Source organism: Adonisia turfae CCMR0081, assembly GCF_011009555.1.
Classification (GTDB): Bacteria; Cyanobacteriota; Cyanobacteriia; order Phormidesmidales; family Phormidesmidaceae; genus Leptothoe; species Leptothoe turfae.
This window is the reverse complement of record NZ_QXHD01000004.1, coordinates 7017323-7038565: the sequence shown is the minus strand read 5'-3', so window position 1 is coordinate 7038565 and position 21243 is coordinate 7017323. Positions and strand designations below refer to the sequence as shown.

Genomic DNA, 21243 nt, shown 5'->3' with positions numbered 1-21243 from the left:
GCGCGGGCAATCCACAGCAGTGTTCTACGCAGTACCGATCTTCGCGATCGCGGTGTCCGCCAGGCCCGCTTCTATGTGTTGCGCAATACCTCCATGCCTGCGGTACTGGTGGAAACTGGGTTTGTTACCGGCAGTGAGGATGCAGCTCGTTTTCAAAGTACTGCCGCCCGCGAACAGATTGCCGATGCGATCGCCCAGGGGATTATTGATTACTTACGCTGATATTGCCAGTGCCAGGGTAGTGAGGGCAGTTTAAAATGTGGGGTCATGGGTGTGATCTACACATTCTTCTCGGGTCCAGACTCCTCCATTTTTTTCGCAGGTATTTTGCCCTTTGCGGAAGGGTAAAACCGTTGGGTGAACTGACGCTTTCTCGATGGGCAGAGTGGCCTTGGTGTAGGCGGCAATTTGATAGTCATAGCGAAATTTCATTAAGCCGACCATACTACCCATACCGATCATGCTAGCCATCAGGCAGAGTGCCGGTGCCAGCAAGCTTTGATTGAGCCGTTTTTTACTCCGCTTGCGACCGGCTGTGAGCGATAGACAAAAAGGCCCCAATGCCGTTCTAAAAATCGTTTTTTGTTGCCGTTCTCGCAGTACGCTTTGGATCGCTACCATTTGTTGTGGCGTAATGCTGTGACGATGCTCTGCCGGAATTCGATGGAGAATCTTAAGGGCTAAATCACAGGGTACTTGTCCAGGCAGACTAGGGTTTTGCTGGGAGGTTGGCATGGGTGATATTACAAAAAGTATGCAGTACTTATGTGCTGTCTGTACATATTTATACATAAGTTTTCTCCGTGGTCTCCTCACTAAAACTACCGAAGTTTCCATGAGGTTTATGTGAACCCTGCATATGTTCTGCTAGTGGCCTGATATCTACATCTGAAACACCACAAAAGTCCAAGGTCACGGGGTTAGGTGTAACAAAATGCACGATGCACCGTCCTACTCCACTGTGTGAGCTTGATGCCCTATGAGCTGAACCGATTGAGAGCCATAGCGTAAGTCATGCTGGCGATTTAACCAGGTTTGTTGCACCCACGACAGCTTGCCAATGATAGGTAAAATCTGTTGAGCAATGGCTAACTTCCAAGGAGAAGATCGCACCACTTTGAGGCCATTGGCTTCGCGAAGCTGTAAGGTTTGCGATCGCACCACTTCTGGCAATCGTTCTTGCTGAATTGTTGCCAAGGCTTCATCTACTTTTTCATCACTTTTGTGGAGAGCTGGCACCAGATGGTTCGTCGCCACAATGGCATCCCGCAGCGCTAAATTAATCCCTTGAGCTCGCACTGGAGACATGGGATGGGCCGCATCTCCCAATAGCAAAGCCCCCGGCACCCACCACTGTGGACATTTGCCCACCACCACGTTCAGTCTTACCGGTTCGCTGACAGAATCGCGGTGGGCGAGTACATGCTCAGCCAACCAATCGGGAGCAGAGGCAGCGGCCAGACTGAGCCAATCTGCATCCCCTAATTGTTGCAATCCCCCCTTGGGCAAAATTAACCCGTACTGTAGTTGACCGTCCCAGGAGGTGTAACAACTGGCCGGATGCTGCTGAGATTTCGCCATCAAATAAAACTGGCAGGTGTGTTGCAATCGCTCCGGGGGCGGTAGCTTAAACCACAGGACGTCGTACTGATCAGGCTGTAGGTCAATGGTTAATCCAGCTTTACGGCGCACCAATGAACCGCGACCGTCACAGCCAATGACTAAATCAGCTCTAATGTCTGAGGACGTATTATTTGTTTTAATCCGCACCCCAACAACGCGATTCTCTTCCCACAGTAAATCCTGTACCTGGCAGCCCGCTTTAAACTCAAAGCCCTCATGCCCAGCAGCTTCATCCACAATGCCCTGTAATAAAGCAGGTTGAGAAACAATACTCAGGGACTGTTCTCCTAAGTCAGGCTCAGGAATCACAAAAACCTCGTTACCACCCAGATGAATATGCCAAGACTCAAGCCGACGATGGGGCACCTTAGTGAGCATTGTTGTGAGCCCCATCTGTTTCAGTGCGTCCATGCCTACAGGCATCAACCCTTCACCTCGAAAAACTCGTTCGAAGGTGGTATCTTTTTCCAACAATGTGACATGAATGCCATTGCGAACCAGCAACAGCGCTAAACTGGTACCCGCTGGCCCTGCACCAACAATAATGACGCGTTTAGTCATAACTTTGATATCAGTTTGGTTGTGGTACTGCGCTTATAAAATCGAACTTTATTCGGGTAACCAGTCGGAAGACACAAGTTGCTCAAGTAGATAGGGGCATTTTTCTGGAAATGAAGTTAATGCCTTGTTAGTTTCCTGGGCTGCATCTCGGCGTGCTCGTCGGTAATACTTCTGACGCCATTCAGCATTATTGACAAACTGCTGCAAACTCGGTGCGTCTTCTAGGCAATCTTGGATGCTATCCCGACAATTGGTGATTGTTATTTGCCAGCTGGCCGTGCGGCGTTCAGGTTGATACTGCCATTTCAGCAGATGCATCATGAGTACCCTAAGATAGCTACCCAGTTCCCGTTGTTCACTACGCCCCAAATCTTCCAGTTCCTCTATTAGATTTTCAATATCTAAGTCTGACCAACGACCATGACGCAAAGAGTCAATCTGTTCTTGGGTCCATTGCAGAAAATCTTGACTATGGAGTGTTGATTTGCCCATGGCGTTTTACCCAAAAACGTTCGAGTTCTGATCTCTTATTTTATGGGTAGTCATTAATGATTTGCAGTCAGTGTCTTGGGTTCTACATCTGTAGAAAATGCCTGTACCTCGGCTCTAACAGCCCGAAACATGCCAAAACGACACAGGCCCGCTCCAAAAGCCAAACGCATTAACAAGATAGTGGGCACCTCGCGTAGGGATTTAATCAGCCCTGAAAACCCAAAGCGGATAAGACCTTGGGGACGAACAATACCTTGCCAAACTGAAGCCAACCAGGAGGGCAAGGTTTCCTGGGTCCAATCTGCGGTTACAACAGTGTCTTGCACCATGCCGGTTGCTTCTAAGTTTTCGGCAAAGCCTTCAATGCTGGCAAAAGCAGGATGAGACCACTGGTCTAGTAACTGTCGCATCACTGGTTTTTCCCAGACATTTAACGGCACCTGACGATCGTCTCGCTGATTCCAGTCTGCCAAGACTAAAATACCACCGGGTTTTAGTACCCGCATCAATTCTCGGGCAAACATCGCTTTATCGGGCATATGGGGGCCTGCTTCCACTGACCACACCACATCAAAGCTGGCATCTGGAAACGATAGCGCCATGGCATCATCAATTTTGAACTGGGCAGTGACGCCTGCGGGTGTCAGCTGCTGAGCTCGCATCACCTGTTGAGGGCTAATCGTGACACCCGTAACATCAAACTGATATTCCTTGGCCAAAATCCGACTACTGCCACCGATACCGCAGCCCACATCCAACAATGTAGTCCCAGGGGCTAGTCGATCCAAACCTCCCCAGGCCACCATTTCATGCACAAAATCTGCCTTGGCCTTTAGAAAATCCTTAGATCGCGCTGGTGAACCGTAATGCCCCAGATGAATATGCTCACCCCAGTAAAACTCTAAGATGCCGTCTTCAGTCCACTGGTCATAGGAGTTTGCTACAGAATCTGAGGACTGATAACGCCGGGCAGTCAAAAGATAGGCAACCACACCAAGCACTGATAGGGCCAACAGCAGCTTGATTAAAAACAGTAGATTCATGGGTGAAAGCGGAGATGTAAATAGCTGTAGTTAGGTTTGATTTTGCGATTCCAGACAATCAATCAAACCTTAGAAACGATACATTCCTTTACATCTTACTCCGTAGAGTTCTCCTGTGCTGCGTTGGACCGTAGAATCACAATCGCCTACCACTGTTGATTTTCCCGAGTATCCTTAACGGCAGCCATAAAGAAAATAACGGTAATGGGGATGCTTAAGGCCAACACGATACTGGTTGGAACCACACCCAAGTCAGGTTCACCATAGGCAAGCTCAAATACAGACCCGACGCCGGCAATGGCAGTGATACATGTGCCGGCTAGAAACAAACCACTTTTAGGGGTCACAGTTTTCTCCTGATAATGAAAAATGAGGCTTTAAAGGATATTGCTCTTAGTGGCGTTGTATGAAACGCCTCTACATATTCCTAGGCAACCTTCCTAACATCATTAGCAGAAAATCCGCCCTTCTGAAGTTCCTGGGCTAAGGCAATGGCATTATCAACCCGGTCAACAAACATGACTCCGTTGAGGTGATCCATCTCGTGTTGAATCACACGAGCTAAGAGATCATCAGCTTTAATCTTTTGAGGACGACCGTTTTCGTCTTTGTAACTCACTTCAATGGCCGCTGGACGAATGACATCTAGAAAAACGCCGGGAATGCTGAGACAGCCTTCCTGACCACAGGCCATTTCCTTGCTGTTGCGAGTGATCTTAGGGTTGATCAATATTAGCGGTTTGTTAGCGGCCTCTTCAGGGTCCGTATCAACCACTAAAATCTGCTTATGAATGCCAACTTGAGGGGCGGCTAGACCAATGCCATCTTCGCTATACATGGTCTGTAGCATCTGGTGGGCTAAATCACGAATGCCGTCATCTACTTTAGCAACGCGTTTGGTTGCTTTTCTGAGCACCCGATCTCCCAAATAGTGCAGCTCAAGAGGCGGATTTTTTAACTTTTCTTTGCTGACTGAAATACCCACGATTAAATTGATTAGGCTGATGGATCTAACCCTATCCTAGCAAGTAGGACTTCACCTCGTGTATGTGTACGGGGCTATGAACGCAAAAGCCTTTGAGATAATGGTTTAATCAGGCTGTTTGTGTCTTTGCATTGTGTTCCCAAAATCGTTATTAACTGTGATTAACTGCGCTCTCAGCGTGTAAGCCAGCATGGGGAAGTTTTTTACTAAAGCAAGCTATTTGTTGCGGGAAACCTTTTTGGGCCTGCAGCGCGGTGGTTGGATGAACTGGGCCGCGGTGAGCACCATTATGGTGTTGTTATTCCTGTTTGGGATTAGTTTGCAGGCAACCTGGCAAGTGGAAAGCTTACTCAATCAATTTGGTAGCCAGCTAGAAATAGCAGTTTATTTGGAAAGCGGTGTTACTGCGGATAGTTTGAGCCCTCGCGTTAGCAGCTTAGCCGAGGTGGCTGAGGTCGTAACGGTTACTAAGGAAGAGGCCTGGACGCAGCTGAGTCAGGAACTCGGAATTACTGATATCTCCGGCGCAACTGAACAGCTGAAAGGTAATCCGCTGGTTGATGAAATCAAGGTGAAGGTACGGTCATCTGAGGCGGTACCTGCTGTGGCCGCTCAGTTAGAAAGTCTGGCTGGGGTGGATGAAGTGCTGTATATCACGGAAGCTGTGCAGCGGCTGACGGAACTGAACCAGGGATTGCAGTATGTCAGTCTCGGTGTGTTGGCAATTTTAAGCTTGACTGCGATCGCAGTTATCACCACCACAATTCGCTTAATTGTCATGGCCCGACGGCGAGAAATCGAAGTAATGCAGCTGGTGGGAGCCACGTCCGTATGGATCTATATGCCCTTCATTTTGCAGGGTATTACTTTTGGTCTGATGGGGGCGTTTATTGCCTGGGCACTCTTGGTCGGTACCCATCAGTCACTACAGCGACTGTCAGCCCAGCAACCTGAATTCCTACAATTTTTAGCTGTTGGACTACAGTTTACGCCGAAACAGTTGCTGCTATTGCCAGCATCCCTCTTTGCCCTAGGTAGCTTGGTGGGATTGCTGGGCAGTTTAGTGGCTGTGCGCAAGTTTGCTGTGCGCGCCTAGTCGGCGGTGCATATTTCCATAAAAAAACTCCTAGCCCATACAGACCAGGAGATGTAAACGTTTCGAGTGAAAGCTGTTATCGAATCTGAAGTCTAGTAAGCCAGACCCATACTCCGAGTAGTCTCAGCACCCAGGTATACACGAATGCTCAAGAAGTCAGTTGGGCAGGCAGTTTCACAGCGCTTGCAGCCAACACAATCTTCAGTGCGAGGGGAAGAGGCGATTTGACCAGCTTTGCAGCCATCCCAGGGCACCATTTCAAGTACATCTGTTGGGCAAGCCCGAACACACTGAGTGCAACCAATGCAGGTATCGTAAATCTTGACCGAATGAGACATCGAAGGAATGCTCCAAATATTATTAAATGGTTTCAGCTATATAGCAGTTTGGCTATGACCTTGAATGCAAACAATCGCCTAAAAAGCGTTCAAAAAGATAGATAAATCACAATTCAGCGACGTTTGTTTACATTAGTCCAAACTAGCCAGAAGAGTTCTCCAATCAAGTTTCAGTCTATCAGTGCCATTTTTAGCGAACGGGGCAACATGTCAAAAGTTTATGGATTGTAATATTGTTAGGCTTCTGTCTTTGCCAGCCATAGGTTACCTAAAATGCGACCACTGTATGCCCATGTAGGGCGCACGCTTTCCTATAAGATGAAAAAATGCCTAAATCTGGACGGACGGTTTGCCATTGTGGCAAGGTCCGGTCTGGGGCTAGGGTATGTTCTTTGCTGCCGCTGAAAAGGAAATTTGGAGATTATGGCTGACGACATTTTAGGAAAGGTTCAGAAGATTGTATCTGAGCAGCTAGGTGTAGATGTAGCTGAGGTCAAGCCTGAGGCCAGTTTCGCCAACGATCTAGGTGCTGATTCCTTAGACACCGTGGAGCTTGTAATGGCTCTCGAAGAAGAGTTTGATATTGAGATCCCAGATGAGGCTGCTGAGGGCATTGGCACAGTTCAGGCCGCTGTCGACTTCATTCAAGAAAAGTCGCCTGCATGAGCGCCCCTGTCTGTTTGAAAATCTGTTTTTTAATGCCTTGGGACCGTCCCCCTTGTGTCGATGACCATGACAAGTACTGAAAAAAAACGCGTTGTGATTACAGGGATGGGGGCTATTACTCCCATCGGTAATACTCTAGAGGCCTATTGGCAAGGATTGCTGGCTGGCAAAAGCGGCATTGGGCCGATCACATTATTTGATGCATCGAAGCACAAATGCCGCATTGCAGGTGAGGTTAAAGGGTTTGATCCACTAGAGTATCTGGATGCTAAGGATGCTAAGCGGACTGATCGATTTGCCCAGTTTGCGATCTCAGCTAGCAAGCAGGCCTTAGCCAATGCCGATCTCACCATTACTGATCTCAACGCCGAGCAAGTGGGTGTCATGATTGGGACTGGGGTGGGCGGCCTCAAGGTTATGGAAGAACAACAGGCTGTTTACCTAAATAAAGGGCCCAATCGTTGCAGTCCGTTTATGGTGCCTATGATGATTGCCAACATGGCAGCAGGCTTAACAGCTATTCATACCGGTGCAAAAGGCCCCAATTCTTGTGCTGTGACTGCCTGTGCAGCTGGCTCTAATGCCATTGGCGATGCGTTTCGTATTGTCCAAAATGGCTATGCCCAAGCCATGATCTGCGGCGGCACTGAAGCTGCCATTACGCCCTTGTCGTTTGCTGGGTTTGCCTCAGCTCGGGCGTTATCTACACGCAACGACGATCCGGATCATGCTAGTCGCCCGTTTGACAAAGGTCGTGATGGTTTTGTGATGGGTGAGGGGGCTGGCATTTTAATTTTAGAGGAGCTAGACCATGCCCTCAGTCGAGGTGCTCGCATTTATGCTGAAATGGTGGGCTACGGCATGACCTGTGATGCCTACCACATGACTGCGCCAGTCCCCGGTGGTGCTGGTGCTGCCCGTTCTATGGAACTAGCCCTGAAGGATGCAGAAATTTCTCCTTCAGACGTAAGCTACGTTAACGCCCATGGGACAAGTACTCCTGCTAACGATCCCACTGAAACGGCAGCTATTAAGACTGCGTTGGGCGATCATGCAAAACAAATACTGGTGAGTTCTACGAAATCAATGACCGGGCATTTGTTAGGGGGGTCTGGCGGTATTGAGGGTGTGGCAGCTTGTATGGCTGTGGCCAACGACCACGTTCCTCCCACCATTAATCTGCAAGATCCAGATGATGAGTGTGATTTAGACTACGTGCCCAATCAGAGCCGTGCCCATACGGTAGATGTGGCGATGTCTAATTCATTTGGCTTTGGCGGTCACAACGTTACTCTGGTTTTTCGCAAGTATCGTAGCTAGTGCTACAGCTTGGTAGGTATAATGACCTAACAGGAAACATTAATTAAAACGAAAGGTTTGCTTATTTCATATAAGCTGCCACTCGTATCTGAGCATATTTAACTTAACCAATGGATATGCTCAATATTACGGTATAGGCTTAGGCCAGTGGCTCTCCTTGGACCAGGTTGAGGTAGTTAGCTCGTATGCTTAGTCAGCTGCAGCGAGCTTCTGTCACAATCAGCGTTTCAGGTGAGCGGCTAAGTGTCTGCTCCAGCCTGTTGTCTGTGAAAATGTTTTTGCCCCGTGGTTATGTGCTCAGGGGTGAAGGCTTGAGCTATTGCGTTCAGCTTTCTTCCGCTGTGGTGCACAGCTGCGTAGATTACGTACCTATCCGTTTTTAGCACATGCTTTGGCGTGTTGGGGTTACCCATCTGAGAGCTCCGAATCTCTATCACCATCAGCAAAGGTGCGTTCGTCTGCTTTGTTCACACCTGGACTGTACCGTCGTTAACTACTTGGAAGACTATGGCTGTCGCAACCCAATCTCTTGAAACGCAGTGTATAAATGCCATTCGGTTCTTGGCCATTGATGCCGTTGAAAAGGCAAAATCTGGTCATCCTGGTTTGCCCATGGGAGCTGCGCCAATGGCGTTTGTTCTTTGGGATCAGTTTATGCGCTTTAATCCCAAAAACCCCCAGTGGTTCAACCGCGATCGCTTCGTGCTGTCTGCAGGACATGGTTGCATGCTGCAGTATGCTCTGTTGCATCTCACAGGTTACGACAGTGTCAAGATTGAGGACATTAAGAATTTCCGGCAGTGGGGCGCAACCACTCCTGGGCACCCTGAGAATTTTGAGACCCCCGGTGTTGAAGTTACCACGGGGCCTCTAGGGCAAGGTATTTGTAATGGCGTGGGTCTGGCCATGGCGGAGGCTCACCTGGCAGCTCGCTTTAACAAGCCTGACTCCACATTGGTTGACCATTATACCTATGTAATTTTGGGCGATGGCTGCAACATGGAGGGTGTCTCCGGTGAAGCCTGCTCTTTAGCCGGTCACCTAGGTTTGGGTAAACTCATCGCTTTTTATGACGACAATCATATTTCCATTGATGGTTCTACCGATATCGCTTTCACTGAAGATGTGAGCAAGCGTTTCGAGGCCTACGGCTGGCACGTATTGCATGTGGAAGATGGCAATACTGATTTAGAAGCCATTGCCAAAGCGATTGAAGAAGCCAAGAAGGTAACTGACAAGCCCACCATGATCAAGGTGACTACCACCATTGGTTATGGTTCTCCTAACAAGGCTGATACATCTGGAGTCCATGGTGCTGCTTTGGGTGGTGACGAGATTGCGCTAACTCGTGAAAACTTGGGTTGGGACCACGCTCCTTTTGAGATTCCTGAGGATGTGTTAGGCCGTTTTCGTCAGGCAGTTGAGAAAGGCGCTAGTGCAGAAGCTGAGTGGAATCAGACATTGGCAACTTACCGTACTAAGTACGCTACAGAAGCTGCTGAGTTTGAGCGCATGCTCAAGGGTGAACTACCTGCAAACTGGGCTGATGCACTGCCTACTTACGCCCCCGGTGATAAGGCTATTGCCACCCGTAAGACCTCTGAAGCGACATTGAATGCGTTAGCACCTGCTGTGCCTGAGCTAGTGGGGGGGTCTGCTGACCTGGCTAAGTCCAACAATACCCTGATGAAGATCTCCGGTGATTTTCAGAAGGGAGCCTATGAAAACCGCAACCTACGTTTCGGTGTACGTGAGCATGGTATGGGCGCTATCTGTAATGGTATTGCGCTGCACAACTCGGGTCTGATTCCCTACTGTGCAACATTCCTGGTATTTGCTGATTACATGCGCGCGGCTATCCGTTTATCGGCTTTAGCTGAAGCGGGTGTTCTGTATGTGATGACCCACGATTCCATCGCATTGGGTGAAGATGGTCCCACCCACCAGCCAGTGGAAACGGTTGCTTCCCTGCGGGCAATTCCTAACCTTTATGTGATTCGTCCTGCGGATGGTAATGAGACATCCGGTGCTTACAAGGTTGCGATCGCTAGTCGTAAGACTCCCACACTGATGGCCTTCTCTCGTCAGAATCTACCTCAGCTGGAAGGTAGTTCCATCGATGGTGTAGCCAAGGGTGCCTATGTCCTTTCCGATGACGAGGGTGCTGACCTACTGCTAATCGGAACCGGTAGTGAAGTTTCCCTCTGTTTAGAGGCCGCTAAGCAACTACGTTCCGAAGGCAAGAAAGTCCGCGTTGTTTCCATGCCCTGCTGGGAACTTTTTGAAGCTCAAGATGCAGCCTATAAGGAGTCCGTTCTACCCAAGGCAATCACCAAGCGCCTGGTTGTAGAAGCTGGTATCGAAATGGGTTGGGGTAAGTACTACGGTGCTGAAGGTGACATGATCAGTGTTGATCGCTTTGGTGCATCTGCTCCCGGCGGACGCATTATGCAAGAGTTTGGCTACACGGTTGAGAATGTCATTGCTCGTGCCAAGGCTCTTTAATCTGTAGAAGATTTCCTGGGGGCATCCTGTCCTGGGTGCTGCATCCTGGACAGACTGACTCACCCAGGAACCTCAAAGGGCGCTTAACTGACTCCTTTAAACAAGAAATGCCTTAGAAACCAAGGTTTCTAAGGCATTTCTTGTTTAGTCTAAGAAATATAGCTTGGCGCACATAGTTCACAATATGAGTGTAAGTGAGCGCTGACAGCTATAAAAAATAGCCCCTATTCTGTAGCTGCATCGGCAGGGGCTTCAGGAGAACCTAGTTCAGATGGAATGGTCTCAGCTGCGGGAGCTGGGGCTGTTTCTTCAATGGGAAGACTGTCTACGGAGGGAGATAGTTCAGATACCGTACTACCTAGCCAGCCAGCACTCAAAATCACCGTAATTCCCATAAACAAGATTGTCAGGAGCCAGGTAGCACGATTTAGAGCCGTTTCAGCACTCTTAGTACTCGTAAACATCTGAGCTTGTCCCCCTAAAGCTCCAAGGCCATCACCTTTGGGGCTGTGAAACAGCACCAAAATGATCAATCCAATGGCAGACACTAGCCATACCACCTGTAAAACCGATAATACCATTTCAATTTTCTAGCCTGACTGTTCCGTAAATTCATATTTGTTGAGTTTAAGAATACACTCTTAAACCCCAGCATCAAACCATGGTACCGCAGGTAATGGCACCATGACGAACCATCTAATCCACCCCAAAAGTTCAGGTTGATGATAGATTGTATCTGGAAATGCAGTTAACGAGATACTTTGACCGGTGTACGGTTACGCTTCACATCCACACGAGCCGGTTCAAGCATAGACTTACCTGTCATTTCCTCAGGTTGGGTTAGTTGCAGAATTTCCAAGATAGTTGGTGCAACATCCGCCAGGCAACCATTTTCTCGCAACTCTACTTCGCAACCGCGACCTGGAATCTTCAAACGCTCACCTTCGACCAAAATAAACGGAACTGGATTAGTTGTGTGGGCTGTCCAAGGTCTGCCCTCGTCATCCCACATATATTCAGCATTACCATGGTCGGCAATGATAATAGTTGTTCCTCCAGCTTGACCTACGGCATCGAGCAATCGACCTAGCTGTACATCAACTGACTCAAGGGCCTGAATAGTGGCTTCCATATTGCCAGTATGGCCAACCATATCTGGGTTAGCGTAGTTGATCACAACCAGACCATACTTATTTTTGTTGATCGCTGTGATTGCTGTATCAGTAACGGCCTTCGCTGACATGGCTGGAGCCTTGTCATAGGTTGCGACCTGGGGACTGGCGACTAGCTCACGGTCTTCTCCCTCAAAGGGATCTTCACGACCCCCATTAAAGAAGTAAGTGACATGGGCATATTTCTCAGTTTCAGCGGTGCGGAACTGCTTGATCCCATGGTTAGCAACCACTTCCCCCAGAATATTGCTCAGGTTTTGAGGCTCAAAAGCAATCTGCACAGGCAATGACCCATCATACTGAGTCATGGTGACAAAGTGGAGCGGGGCAATTAGCTGTCTTTCAAACCCTTCAAACTTAGGAGCGACAAACGCTTGAGTTAGCTGACGTGCCCGATCTGGACGGAAGTTAAAGAACACAACACCATCATTGGCTGCCAAAGTTCCAGATGATAAACGGACTGGTTCGATAAACTCATCAGTGATGCCTTCAGTGTAAGAAGCCTGGATTGCTTCTAGGGCTGTAAGTCCATTGCCAGCGCCTGAACTTGTCATCACTCTGTATACCTTTTCCACACGATCCCACCGATGGTCGCGATCCATCGCGTAATACCGTCCGCTTAAGGTAACAATCCGACCGATCCCGCTCTGTTCCAGATGGTCTTGCAATTTGCCAATAGCGTATTGCCCTGCAGTAGGCTGGGTATCACGACCATCGGTAATTGCATGAATGCAGATCTCCTGGATATCTTGTGCCTTTGCCATATCCACTAGGCCTAGCAAGTGGTCCAGATGTGAATGTACACCTCCCTCAGAACAAAGACCGATTAAATGAAGCTTGCCGCCGTTATAACGGACTTTTTGGCATACATCCAGAAGAGCCTGATTTTCTTGAATTGAGCCATCGTCGACGGCATCAGAAATGCGCACAAGCTCCTGAGGCACAATGCGACCTGCACCGATGTTTAAATGCCCCACTTCAGAGTTGCCCATTTGGCCATCAGGTAACCCCACCTGTTTACCTGATGTTTGAATTAAGGTATGTGGATAGGCGGTCCAAAGACTATCGATAACAGGGGTCCTTGCATTGCGAATTGCATTGCCATTGTCCTCATCGCGATGTCCCCATCCATCCAGGATGACGAGAACCATTGGAGAAACAGACTCCTGCGCCATACTTACAATTCCTTCTTCTGACTGTGAACGACTGTGCCTTTTGCCTAGCGAGATCATATCACTCGCCCTTTCTCAAATATTAAGGTTTTCTTAACATTTCTTTCTCGTACAAAAGTATAGCTTGTTAGGCGGCTAGCAAAAACCTACTGTCAGTGCAAGACCTAACTGCTCTGGCGTATATTCTGAGACTGCTTAACTACATTTTGGTATCAACAGCTTCCTAATATTTTAGCTATTGATCAGAGTATTATCGCTTGCTAAAAATTATCCAGAATATAGAGCATCTAGCTATATTTTTTTCTCTGTTTACCCCCAGTTTGTCAATGAGTTGAATTACTCATTGGAACAACCACGTTGTCAATAGATTTTTCTATTTGAACAGCTTTACTCTGTGTTTTCTTAGCACCCCAAAATTAATGCTATTGAAAATAACTGTGGGCAAGGATGCCTATATACTTCCAAGTCTATGGTGTGCTCTTGAGTAACTGTCAGAACTATATAAAAGTTTTGGGAGCATGACAGAAGTACATCTGAAACCTTATATTAATGTCCGTAAGGAAGGATGCAGTGTCAATGGTTATCCCTTTTTCTTGGCAGCGGCCTTGGCCTTTTGCTTATCCTTTTGTTTCTGCCGTTTAGCGGCTGCTTTAGCTGATCTTTCGGCTTCTATTTTTTCTAATCTAGCCCGTTCCTTCTCCTGGGCTATTTTCTCAAGATAGTAGCTATAGTCACCGCGATACAGCCGTAATTCACCTTCTCGGATTTCTACAATCTTATTGGCTACCTGGGAAATGAAAAAGCGGTCGTGGGAAACGATGAGAACGGTTCCCTCATATTCTTTTAACGCCGACTCTAGCATTTCTTTAGCTGGGATATCCAGGTGGTTCGTGGGCTCATCCAAAACTAAAAGGTTAGCTGGGGCAAGTAGCATTTTGGCCAAGGCTAAACGAGCTTTCTCACCACCACTGAGAGCGGTTACAGGTTTGTTTACCATGTCGCCGCTAAATAGAAAGCGACCTAGGAGGGTGCGTACTTCTTCATTTTTCCAGGTGGGCACCTCATCATGAATAGTGGCCATGACCGTTTTATTAAGGTCCAAGGCCTCTGCCTGATTTTGCTCAAAGTAACTAGGAATGACATTGTGCTCCCCTAGGGTGGCATCGCCTTCTACAGGCTCTTCTAGACCCATGATTAGGCGCAGAAGCGTCGATTTGCCAGCGCCATTGGGGCCCACAAAAGCGATGCGATCGCCCCGCTCAATCAGCAATTCTGCCCCTAAAAATAAAATGTTATCACCGTAAGTATGGGTGAGGTCGCTGATTTGAACGACTTCACGACCGCTACGAGGGGCGGGGGGAAACTTAAATTGCAAAGTTCTAACGTCGGAAATGGGAGCTTCGATCAGCTCTATTTTTTCCAACTGTTTCTCACGACTCTTGGCCTGGGTGCTGCGAGTCGCACTGGCACGGAAGCGATCGACAAAGGTTTGCTGTTTAGCAATTTCTTTTTGCTGACGATCATAGGTGGCCTGTTGAGCAAGCTTACTTTCCGCTTTTTGAGCCAGATAAGCGCTGTAATTACCCAAATAGGTAGTGGAGACGCCTCGCTCAGTTTCTACAATCTGAGTACAGAGGCGGTCGAGGAATTCACGATCATGGGAAATGATCACCATCGGTGTCGTTAAGCCTTTGAGATAGCCCTCAAGCCATTCGATGGTTTCTAGATCCAGATGGTTAGTAGGTTCGTCCAGCAGTAATAAATCTGGAGCTTTGAGCATCACCTTGCCCAGACCCATGCGCATTTGCCAACCGCCACTGAAGGAGCTAACTAGTCGCTCTCCATCATCATTTTGAAATCCCATTTCGGGCAGAATCTTCTCAATTTTGGATTCCAAACCGTAGCCGTCAAGAGCTTCAAACTTCCGTTGTTCGCGGTCTAGGGCCTTAATCAACTTTTCTAGTGCATCTGGGTCGGCACTTTCCATATGTATAGGAATTTCTGCCAGCTTTTGTTGAACTGTGTTGGCTTCTTCAAAGACTGTCCAAAATTCTTCACGTACGGTGCGGCGGGGATCAACTTCAAATTCTTGATTGAGATAGCCGATGTGTAGTTCATTGGGGCGAATGACATTGCCGCTGGTGGGTTCAACTTCCCCCATGATGATTTTGAGCTGAGTGGATTTGCCAGCCCCGTTAACCCCCACTAGACCAATGCGATTACCTGGTTTGACCTCCCAGGTAACGTCTCGCAATACTTCTCCGGTAGGATAAACCTTTGTAATGTTTTCGAGACGCAGCATAGGTTAATGAGTGAGATTACCAACGTTGAACGCGTTTATAAACTTTAACAAAAATCAACGTACAGTTTGTTTACTGTAGGTTAAAGCCTTGGTTTAATTTGGCGATCAACAGTAGCTAAAACATTGCTAATTAGGGTAGGAGAGGGGCATCCGCAATATTCTCTAGCCCGATAGATTCTAGTAGGATTTGCCAGCTGGCAATGGCCTGACGGTCGTTGGGTTGCTCCTGTAGATGGTCCGTTAGAGCACGGGTGGCATCAAACCACAGGCTGTTTTCAGCTGCGATCGCAGCTCGACTAATTCCGTCACTATTTTCGAGGGCTGCCGCCAAAGTAGGATCAGGCTCCAATCGTTCTACAAACCCCTCCGCCATCATCACGGCAATTGTCTCATCGGAGCAGTAAATCTCTACGCTCCAGTAATAATAATTCTCTGCTTTGAGGGGGGCCAGACCAATATTACGAGGAAGCTCTAGAGTGGCAATGCCTGCTGTGGGGGCGGGGACAAAAGCCGTCTGGTAAATCGGCTGAAAGATGCCCTCTTCTTCACTAACAACTTCGTAGAGGTTAAATTCGACATGGCTAGCGTTGTTGCTAGGCATATACCATTGGAATGCTGGATAATTATCCGTGGTGTAGCCCAGATCATCGTCTGGAAAGATGGATGTCAGCTGAGGGGCTTGTGGATCACTAATGCAGCTAGCACCAGCGGGGGAACGGGTGCCTCCTGAAACGCGTACATTGGGAATACCACGAGGTTTGGGGATATAGCCAGGAAATACTTCGGCACTCGTGGCCATTACAGATAGCCCCAACGTCACTGGAGCTAATGCTGAGACAAGGCTAAGAATTTTCATGGAAACCTGAGATGCTTGATACTAGACTGAGGTGTTCAGGCGACTAGAGTTTTGAGGGCTATTGTTCAAAGATATAGACGTCATCGCTAAACACTTATGGACTTTGATACTAAGCAGACTGTAAGGCAATTTGTATTGGGCATAGGCGCTTTAGGGATCGTCCTAGCCCCTGGCTCAACCGAGGTTGCCGCTGAGACGTTGGCTAATCACCAAGAGGTTGAGTTTGCTGCCGGTAATGCCGTTAACGTTAAGCAGGAACCGTCGGCCCCCAGTGAGTTTGCTCGTTATGAATCTGCTAAGTTCAGTGTGGATTACCCCAGGGAATGGCAAATAGCCTCCCAAGAAGATAATGGTGTGGCAATTGTCAGTATTGCCGATGGCGTCAATATGCCTATTCGCACCGATATTGTAATGCTCCGGGAAGATCCGCAGACTGCTGTGCCCCAAAAACTAGATCAAATCGTGGCTGACGCAGTAGCTGTGCAGCGCTACTCCCTGGTTGCTATCGATGGACAGTCGGGGTTTCGGATTTGGTACGAGCCAGAAGCTGGGCAACAAGCACTAATCACATTTGTGGGTTATGGTAACGAGCAAACAGTTGTCCTCTCCAGTCAGTATTCCCAGGTTGAGGATGCTGAAGTCCTGGTTACTCAAATTCATGATTCATTTGTGAATCATTCAATTGCCCGCGCGGCTAAGCCTGAGCAGTGATATAAACATCGTGGGCCTAGTGTCGTCGGGTGTAGTAAGAAACTTCTAAGTCAGCACACCAGCCAGCATTCGTGTTTTCGTATAGAAATACGGCATCTACACGAAAATAGCGGCCATCGTGAAAGATGCAGTCACCCACACGGGGAATGATGGGATACACCGCAAACCATAAATAGTCGCGGCTGGGCATATTGGTATTGGTGGGCATTGGGATTTTGGCCAATACCTGAACTTTGTAGCCATTCCCTGTGTAGCTTGCAGAAGGTGTTGGTGTAGAAGGCGGGCTAGTGTTTTTTTTGGCAGGGCTAGATCGAGTTTTTGTCGTTTTTGCTGTGGCCTTCGGTTTAGATAACGATTTTGATACTTTTTTTGCTGTTGGTTTAGCTGAGTTTTGAGGTGGGGCAACGGCTGGCGACTTGCTGAGTTTCTCTGGCGTAGCGAGGGAAAGATCCGTTGGCGATTTGTGTTGAGACTGGGGAGATACGTCAGGATCAGCGGGTGGTTTTTTTCTGCCCTTTTGCATAAAGGGATTGCCGATAAAGGGATTACCTTGCGAATCACCCATAGCTACTCCTGGACTTTGTTGTGGATAACCTAGCATAGGTTGTCGAATTCCATCGAGAAACCCAAGTTTTCCCATCGGTTATGGAAAAGCGGTGCAAAATATAGTCCAAGGGCAAAATCAGTCTTTTTAGGCATTCACATACGCTTCAGCATGCTTTATTCATCAGGTTCGCGTTCAGTCAATCTTACGTATTTAATTCTAGAAGCGTTGCGGATGTCTCCCGCCTCCATTCCTTACTACGTCAGTCAGTTTCTGGCAGAGAGCTTTCCTGAAAAGGAGATTTTAGAGGGGGATAGCTACTATTTTGATCTTCGTAAATATGCTGAAGAAGGACTGTGTACGACCCAGGTAATTAGCACGGTTGATTTGCCACCAGGCTATGCGGCAAGTGCCCGCGAAGCAGTTGTGCATAACCATGTAATGACCCTCTGGGATGCCAAGAACCAGAAACTGCGCTATGAGCAAAAGAATTTTTGTTTTGAGGTCCAGTGGCAGGAGCACATATTGATGGTTTTACAGCTGTCCTGGCCTCAGGGGTATTTTGACGATTGCCGTTATTACTGGATTTTGTCAGATACCCAGGTTGTTGCCGATAACTTTTTTGCTGATGTTTGTAAATGGAACTCCCAAGTAAGGGAAGAAGTTTTGGTGTTTGAGGGGGGCTTTTGGCAAAAAAATCGTGATTTATACGCGTCGATTAAAAGTGCCACGCTCGAAAATCTAGTCCTGGCTGGCACCCTCAAAGAAGATATTTACAAAGATGCTCAACGCTTCTTTGAATCGCAGGCTATGTATGCCGAGTACAACGTGCCTTGGAAGCGTGGCCTTTTGTTTATTGGCCCGCCAGGCAATGGGAAAACCCACATGGTCAAGGCGTTAGTCAATTCTTTGGGATATCCCTGTTTATATATCAAGAGCTTTAAGACCCGTCAGAGTAGTGATACTGATAACATGCGCTTGGCCTTTAATCGGGTTAGGGAGGCTGCCCCTTGCATTGTAGTGATTGAAGATTTGGATGCTCTAGTAGACGATGAGAATCGATCGTTTTTCCTGAATGAGTTGGATGGTTTCGCCCTCAACGATGGAGTGTTGATGATTGCCTCTACCAACCACCCAGAACGGTTAGATATCGCAATTTTGGAGCGTCCTAGTCGGTTTGATCGCAAGTATCATTTTGAAGCACCTGGAATGGACGACCGCGTGGCTTATTTGCAGCTTTGGAATCAGAAGTTGAAGTCAGAAATGCAGTTATCGCTGGATGAAATTGATGCGATCGCAACTACCTCTGAGAATTTTTCCTATGCTTATCTCAAAGAGTTGCTGCTGTCAGCCAGTATGGTTTGGGTTCAACAACGCACACCGGGCACCATGGCCAGTATCATGGTTGAGCAGCTTAAAAAACTTAAGACGCAAATGCAGAGCCAATCTTCCGAGTCTAAGGGCCAGGATGAGCACCCAACATCCGATATGAATGGGGCGGCATCGGATAAAGTAACCTCTGACTCTGCAACTGCTGAGACTTGAACCACCCCATTAAACTAGTACTCTGTGGCGTAAGTTTGCCCACTATAAATGTGGACGGGGGGATGCAATAGCTCCCAAAATTCTGCCATCGGGTACTAGGCTGAATTTTGTAAATGATTGACCAGGGCTCGTAGACCCAGGTAATAGCTATTTATGCCAAAGCCGCAGATTTGACCAATGGCAATGGGGGCAATGTAAGAATGGTGACGAAATGCCTCACGCTTATGAATATTGCTGAGGTGGACCTCAACCGTTGGAATATTTACAGCGGCAATGGCATCACGGATGGCAACACTTGTGTGAGTGTAGGCTCCAGGGTTTATCAATAATCCTTGATGCTTTTCACTAGTAGCCTGTACTGCATCCACCAAATCACCTTCGTGATTAGACTGATAGGTGCTAACCTGCACACCCAAAGACTCAGCCAGAGATACTAAGGCCTGATTGATATCATCCAGGGTATCGTGACCGTATATTTCAGGCTCACGTTTGCCCAACATGTTCAAATTAGGGCCATGAACTACGAAGATACTATCCAATGAGTCACCTAAAGCTACACATGGAATAGTATCAAAGACTAACCAGCGAAGCGACAGAGGTTAATCCTAGGACAATACTTGAAAGCCCATTTATAAATGATGCTGGGGCTTAACGACGGCGGCGATCGTTAACTGGAATAGGGATTGCTTCTGGCTCCGGTTGTGCTGAAGGGCCAAGCAAAGAGTCTAAAACCCGATTTACCCAGTTCTTCAACTTTTCCAGAATTTTGCCAATATCCATGAGCCAGGCTGCTCCTAATCTCATCTGGTGCGGTCTCATTTAACAAGACCATTATAAATTCCACAAATAGCAAATCAACTTGAAGTAAACTTCAGTGAAGTTACTTGTGGAAGTATTCACCATAATAACGAATTAGCAGAAATGATCAAGGTGTTGTCATCCCGATGTCGGTACTTACACTGTCTGAGGATTACTGAGTAAGGTACGTCGGAGTATATCTAGCGCGGTGTTACGACTCATTAAACGAATCCACTCGCGGCTTTTACGATGGCCAAACCGGCATTCAATATGCCACGTAGTTGTCTGGTTTGCCACACCAATAAATACTAAACCAACAGGTTTCTGCGGACTGCCGCCACCAGGACCGGCAATGCCTGTAATACTGATGCCCCAATCGGTTTGCAGCCGTGCACGGACACCACCTGCCATTTGTTCAGCAACTGGAGCACTGACAGCCCCATGGGTTACTAAATCCTGAGGCGAAACTCCCAGTAGCCGCTCTTTAACGGTGTTGTCATAGGAGATAATTCCCCCCATAAAATATTGGGAACTGCCTGGAACGGCGGTAACCATGGCACCCAGCCCACCCCCGGTACAGGATTCGGCTACAGCTAGAGTGGCAGCTTGTTCTATGAGCAACCGCCCGACAGCATTGCCCAAGGTCTCATCGTCTTCTCCAAAGCAGTCGACACCACCAATGGCTTTGAGTTGTTTGGCGACAGGGTCGATGAGCTGTTCAGCAGCGTTTAAAGAGTCTGCCTTAGCTGAAATTCGCAGCTTAATCACGCCGTCGCTGGCGTAGGGGGCAACTGTTGGGTTTTCTAGCTGAAGAAAATCATTGACTTTGGCGGCCAGACCTGACTCACTGGTGCCCCAAAATTTGAGGGTGCGGCTATGAATGATGCCATTGCTCCACCCTTGATCTTGTAGATAAGGAACAGCAGTGGTTTGCCACATGGAGTACAGTTCTCGCGGTACTCCTGGAAACGTCATGATGTGCAGTCCGGGGCGAGGTTGCCAGAGAATACCGGGGGCTGTGCCTTGAGTATTCGGTAGTATATCTGCACCTTCGGGAAGCCAGGCTTGCTTACGATTGTTATCAGTCATAACGCGATCGCGCTGAGCAAATTTAGCTTTAATATCAGCCAGAACCTCGACGTTTTCCACTAGCGGTACCCCAAAGAAGTCTGCAATCGTTGCAGTTGTAATGTCGTCAGGGGTGGGGCCAAGGCCACCGGTAAAAATAATCAACCGTGACCGTTCACAGGCAATGGCGATTGCTCTTGCTAAGCGCAGTGGGTTATCACCCACAACGGTTTGATAGTGATGGGAAATACCCAAATGGGCCAGCTGCTTGGCCAGGTATTGGGCATTACTGTTGAGAATATCGCCTAAAAGTAGCTCAGTTCCCACACATATGATTTCTGCACTGCCGGTGATCATGGTTGGCCAAGATAGGTCGTTAATAAAGGAAAGCGGAGAAAGTGCCCTGTGTTGGTTGATGGTAAAGCATTTCTTGCAAATTTGATCTG

Annotated in this window: 21 protein-coding genes and 1 pseudogene; 7 read left to right on the top strand and 15 right to left on the bottom strand. The window is 48.0% G+C overall.

From position 1 onward, the window contains the following. Positions 1–222: N-acetylmuramoyl-L-alanine amidase family protein (locus DXZ20_RS38005; RefSeq protein ID WP_250566023.1), on the top strand; the 222-nt coding region annotated here is incomplete at its 5' end. Positions 223–252: 30 nt separating this feature from the next. On the opposite strand, the gene DXZ20_RS34000 is transcribed toward DXZ20_RS38005, so the two are convergent. From DXZ20_RS34000 to def, 6 genes are all read right to left on the bottom strand, one after another. Further along, positions 253–735 (bottom strand): hypothetical protein, encoded by a 483-nt coding sequence (locus DXZ20_RS34000; RefSeq protein WP_163662022.1) that lies wholly within the window; start codon positions 733–735, stop codon positions 253–255. A 216-nt stretch (positions 736–951) separates the two neighbouring features. Beyond that, on the bottom strand, positions 952–2184 hold the full coding sequence (locus DXZ20_RS33995; RefSeq protein WP_163703015.1) for an FAD-dependent monooxygenase: 1233 nt from the start codon (positions 2182–2184) through the stop codon (positions 952–954). 48 nt (positions 2185–2232) lie between these two features. Next, a complete protein-coding gene (locus tag DXZ20_RS33990) occupies positions 2233–2676 on the bottom strand; it encodes a DUF29 domain-containing protein (protein ID WP_163662018.1) in 444 nt (147 codons plus the stop codon). Positions 2677–2729: 53 nt separating this feature from the next. Then, positions 2730–3719 carry a methyltransferase domain-containing protein gene (locus DXZ20_RS33985; protein WP_163662017.1) on the bottom strand — a complete coding sequence of 330 codons (990 nt, stop codon included), beginning with the start codon at positions 3717–3719 and terminating at the stop codon, positions 2730–2732. Positions 3720–3865: 146 nt separating this feature from the next. Beyond that, on the bottom strand, positions 3866–4066 hold the full coding sequence (locus tag DXZ20_RS33980; RefSeq protein WP_006515953.1) for a hypothetical protein: 201 nt from the start codon (positions 4064–4066) through the stop codon (positions 3866–3868). 80 nt (positions 4067–4146) lie between these two features. Then, the gene (def, locus tag DXZ20_RS33975) at positions 4147–4704 is read right to left on the bottom strand and encodes a peptide deformylase (RefSeq protein ID WP_348917902.1); all 558 of its coding nucleotides are present in this window, start codon (positions 4702–4704) and stop codon (positions 4147–4149) included. Positions 4705–4894: 190 nt separating this feature from the next. Here def and DXZ20_RS33970 point away from each other — a divergent pair, with 190 nt between their 5' ends. Next, positions 4895–5800, top strand: coding sequence for a cell division protein FtsX (locus DXZ20_RS33970; RefSeq protein WP_163662015.1), 906 nt, complete (start codon positions 4895–4897; stop codon positions 5798–5800). A gap of 92 nt (positions 5801–5892) precedes the next feature. Here DXZ20_RS33970 and psaC read toward each other — a convergent pair whose 3' ends face one another. Next, positions 5893–6138: a photosystem I iron-sulfur center protein PsaC gene (gene psaC / locus DXZ20_RS33965; RefSeq protein ID WP_006515950.1), complete on the bottom strand. Its 246-nt coding sequence runs from the start codon at positions 6136–6138 to the stop codon at positions 5893–5895. 423 nt (positions 6139–6561) lie between these two features. Here psaC and acpP point away from each other — a divergent pair, with 423 nt between their 5' ends. From acpP to tkt, 3 genes are all read left to right on the top strand, one after another. Continuing rightward, positions 6562–6804: an acyl carrier protein gene (gene acpP, locus DXZ20_RS33960; protein WP_006515949.1), complete on the top strand. Its 243-nt coding sequence runs from the start codon at positions 6562–6564 to the stop codon at positions 6802–6804. A gap of 66 nt (positions 6805–6870) precedes the next feature. Continuing rightward, positions 6871–8124 carry a beta-ketoacyl-ACP synthase II gene (gene fabF, locus DXZ20_RS33955; RefSeq protein ID WP_163662013.1) on the top strand — a complete coding sequence of 418 codons (1254 nt, stop codon included), beginning with the start codon at positions 6871–6873 and terminating at the stop codon, positions 8122–8124. 507 nt (positions 8125–8631) lie between these two features. Further along, the gene (gene tkt / locus DXZ20_RS33950) at positions 8632–10629 is read left to right on the top strand and encodes a transketolase (protein WP_163662011.1); all 1998 of its coding nucleotides are present in this window, start codon (positions 8632–8634) and stop codon (positions 10627–10629) included. 359 nt (positions 10630–10988) lie between these two features. Here tkt and secG read toward each other — a convergent pair. From secG to DXZ20_RS33930, 4 genes and pseudogenes are all read right to left on the bottom strand, one after another. Further along, positions 10989–11210 (bottom strand): annotated as a pseudogene (gene secG, locus DXZ20_RS38000) (preprotein translocase subunit SecG); the annotation flags it as partial. A 167-nt stretch (positions 11211–11377) separates the two neighbouring features. Then, a complete protein-coding gene (gene gpmI / locus DXZ20_RS33940; protein WP_163662007.1) occupies positions 11378–12976 on the bottom strand; it encodes a 2,3-bisphosphoglycerate-independent phosphoglycerate mutase in 1599 nt (532 codons plus the stop codon). 577 nt (positions 12977–13553) lie between these two features. Further along, entirely contained in the window at positions 13554–15275 is a 1722-nt protein-coding gene (locus tag DXZ20_RS33935; protein ID WP_163703014.1) for an ABC-F family ATP-binding cassette domain-containing protein, read from the bottom strand. A gap of 130 nt (positions 15276–15405) precedes the next feature. After that, complete coding sequence (locus DXZ20_RS33930; protein ID WP_163662002.1) at positions 15406–16131, bottom strand: DUF928 domain-containing protein; 726 nt, start codon at positions 16129–16131, stop codon at positions 15406–15408. A gap of 96 nt (positions 16132–16227) precedes the next feature. Between DXZ20_RS33930 and DXZ20_RS33925 the strand changes: the two genes are divergently transcribed. Next, positions 16228–16842 carry a PsbP-related protein gene (locus DXZ20_RS33925; RefSeq protein WP_163662000.1) on the top strand — a complete coding sequence of 205 codons (615 nt, stop codon included), beginning with the start codon at positions 16228–16230 and terminating at the stop codon, positions 16840–16842. Positions 16843–16858: 16 nt separating this feature from the next. Here the strand turns inward: DXZ20_RS33925 and DXZ20_RS37995 are convergent, their stop codons facing one another. Continuing rightward, the gene (locus tag DXZ20_RS37995; RefSeq protein ID WP_250564855.1) at positions 16859–17407 is read right to left on the bottom strand and encodes a hypothetical protein; all 549 of its coding nucleotides are present in this window, start codon (positions 17405–17407) and stop codon (positions 16859–16861) included. Between the two features lie 213 nt (positions 17408–17620). Between DXZ20_RS37995 and DXZ20_RS33915 the strand changes: the two genes are divergently transcribed. After that, positions 17621–18931: an AAA family ATPase gene (locus DXZ20_RS33915; RefSeq protein WP_348918747.1), complete on the top strand. Its 1311-nt coding sequence runs from the start codon at positions 17621–17623 to the stop codon at positions 18929–18931. 95 nt (positions 18932–19026) lie between these two features. Here the strand turns inward: DXZ20_RS33915 and aroQ are convergent, their stop codons facing one another. From aroQ to DXZ20_RS33900, 3 genes are all read right to left on the bottom strand, one after another. Beyond that, positions 19027–19470: a type II 3-dehydroquinate dehydratase gene (aroQ, locus tag DXZ20_RS33910; RefSeq protein WP_163661997.1), complete on the bottom strand. Its 444-nt coding sequence runs from the start codon at positions 19468–19470 to the stop codon at positions 19027–19029. Positions 19471–19579: 109 nt separating this feature from the next. Continuing rightward, complete coding sequence (locus DXZ20_RS33905) at positions 19580–19735, bottom strand: hypothetical protein (protein WP_156828345.1); 156 nt, start codon at positions 19733–19735, stop codon at positions 19580–19582. 150 nt (positions 19736–19885) lie between these two features. Then, entirely contained in the window at positions 19886–21154 is a 1269-nt protein-coding gene (locus tag DXZ20_RS33900; RefSeq protein ID WP_163703013.1) for a competence/damage-inducible protein A, read from the bottom strand. Positions 21155–21243: the final 89 nt, after the last annotated feature.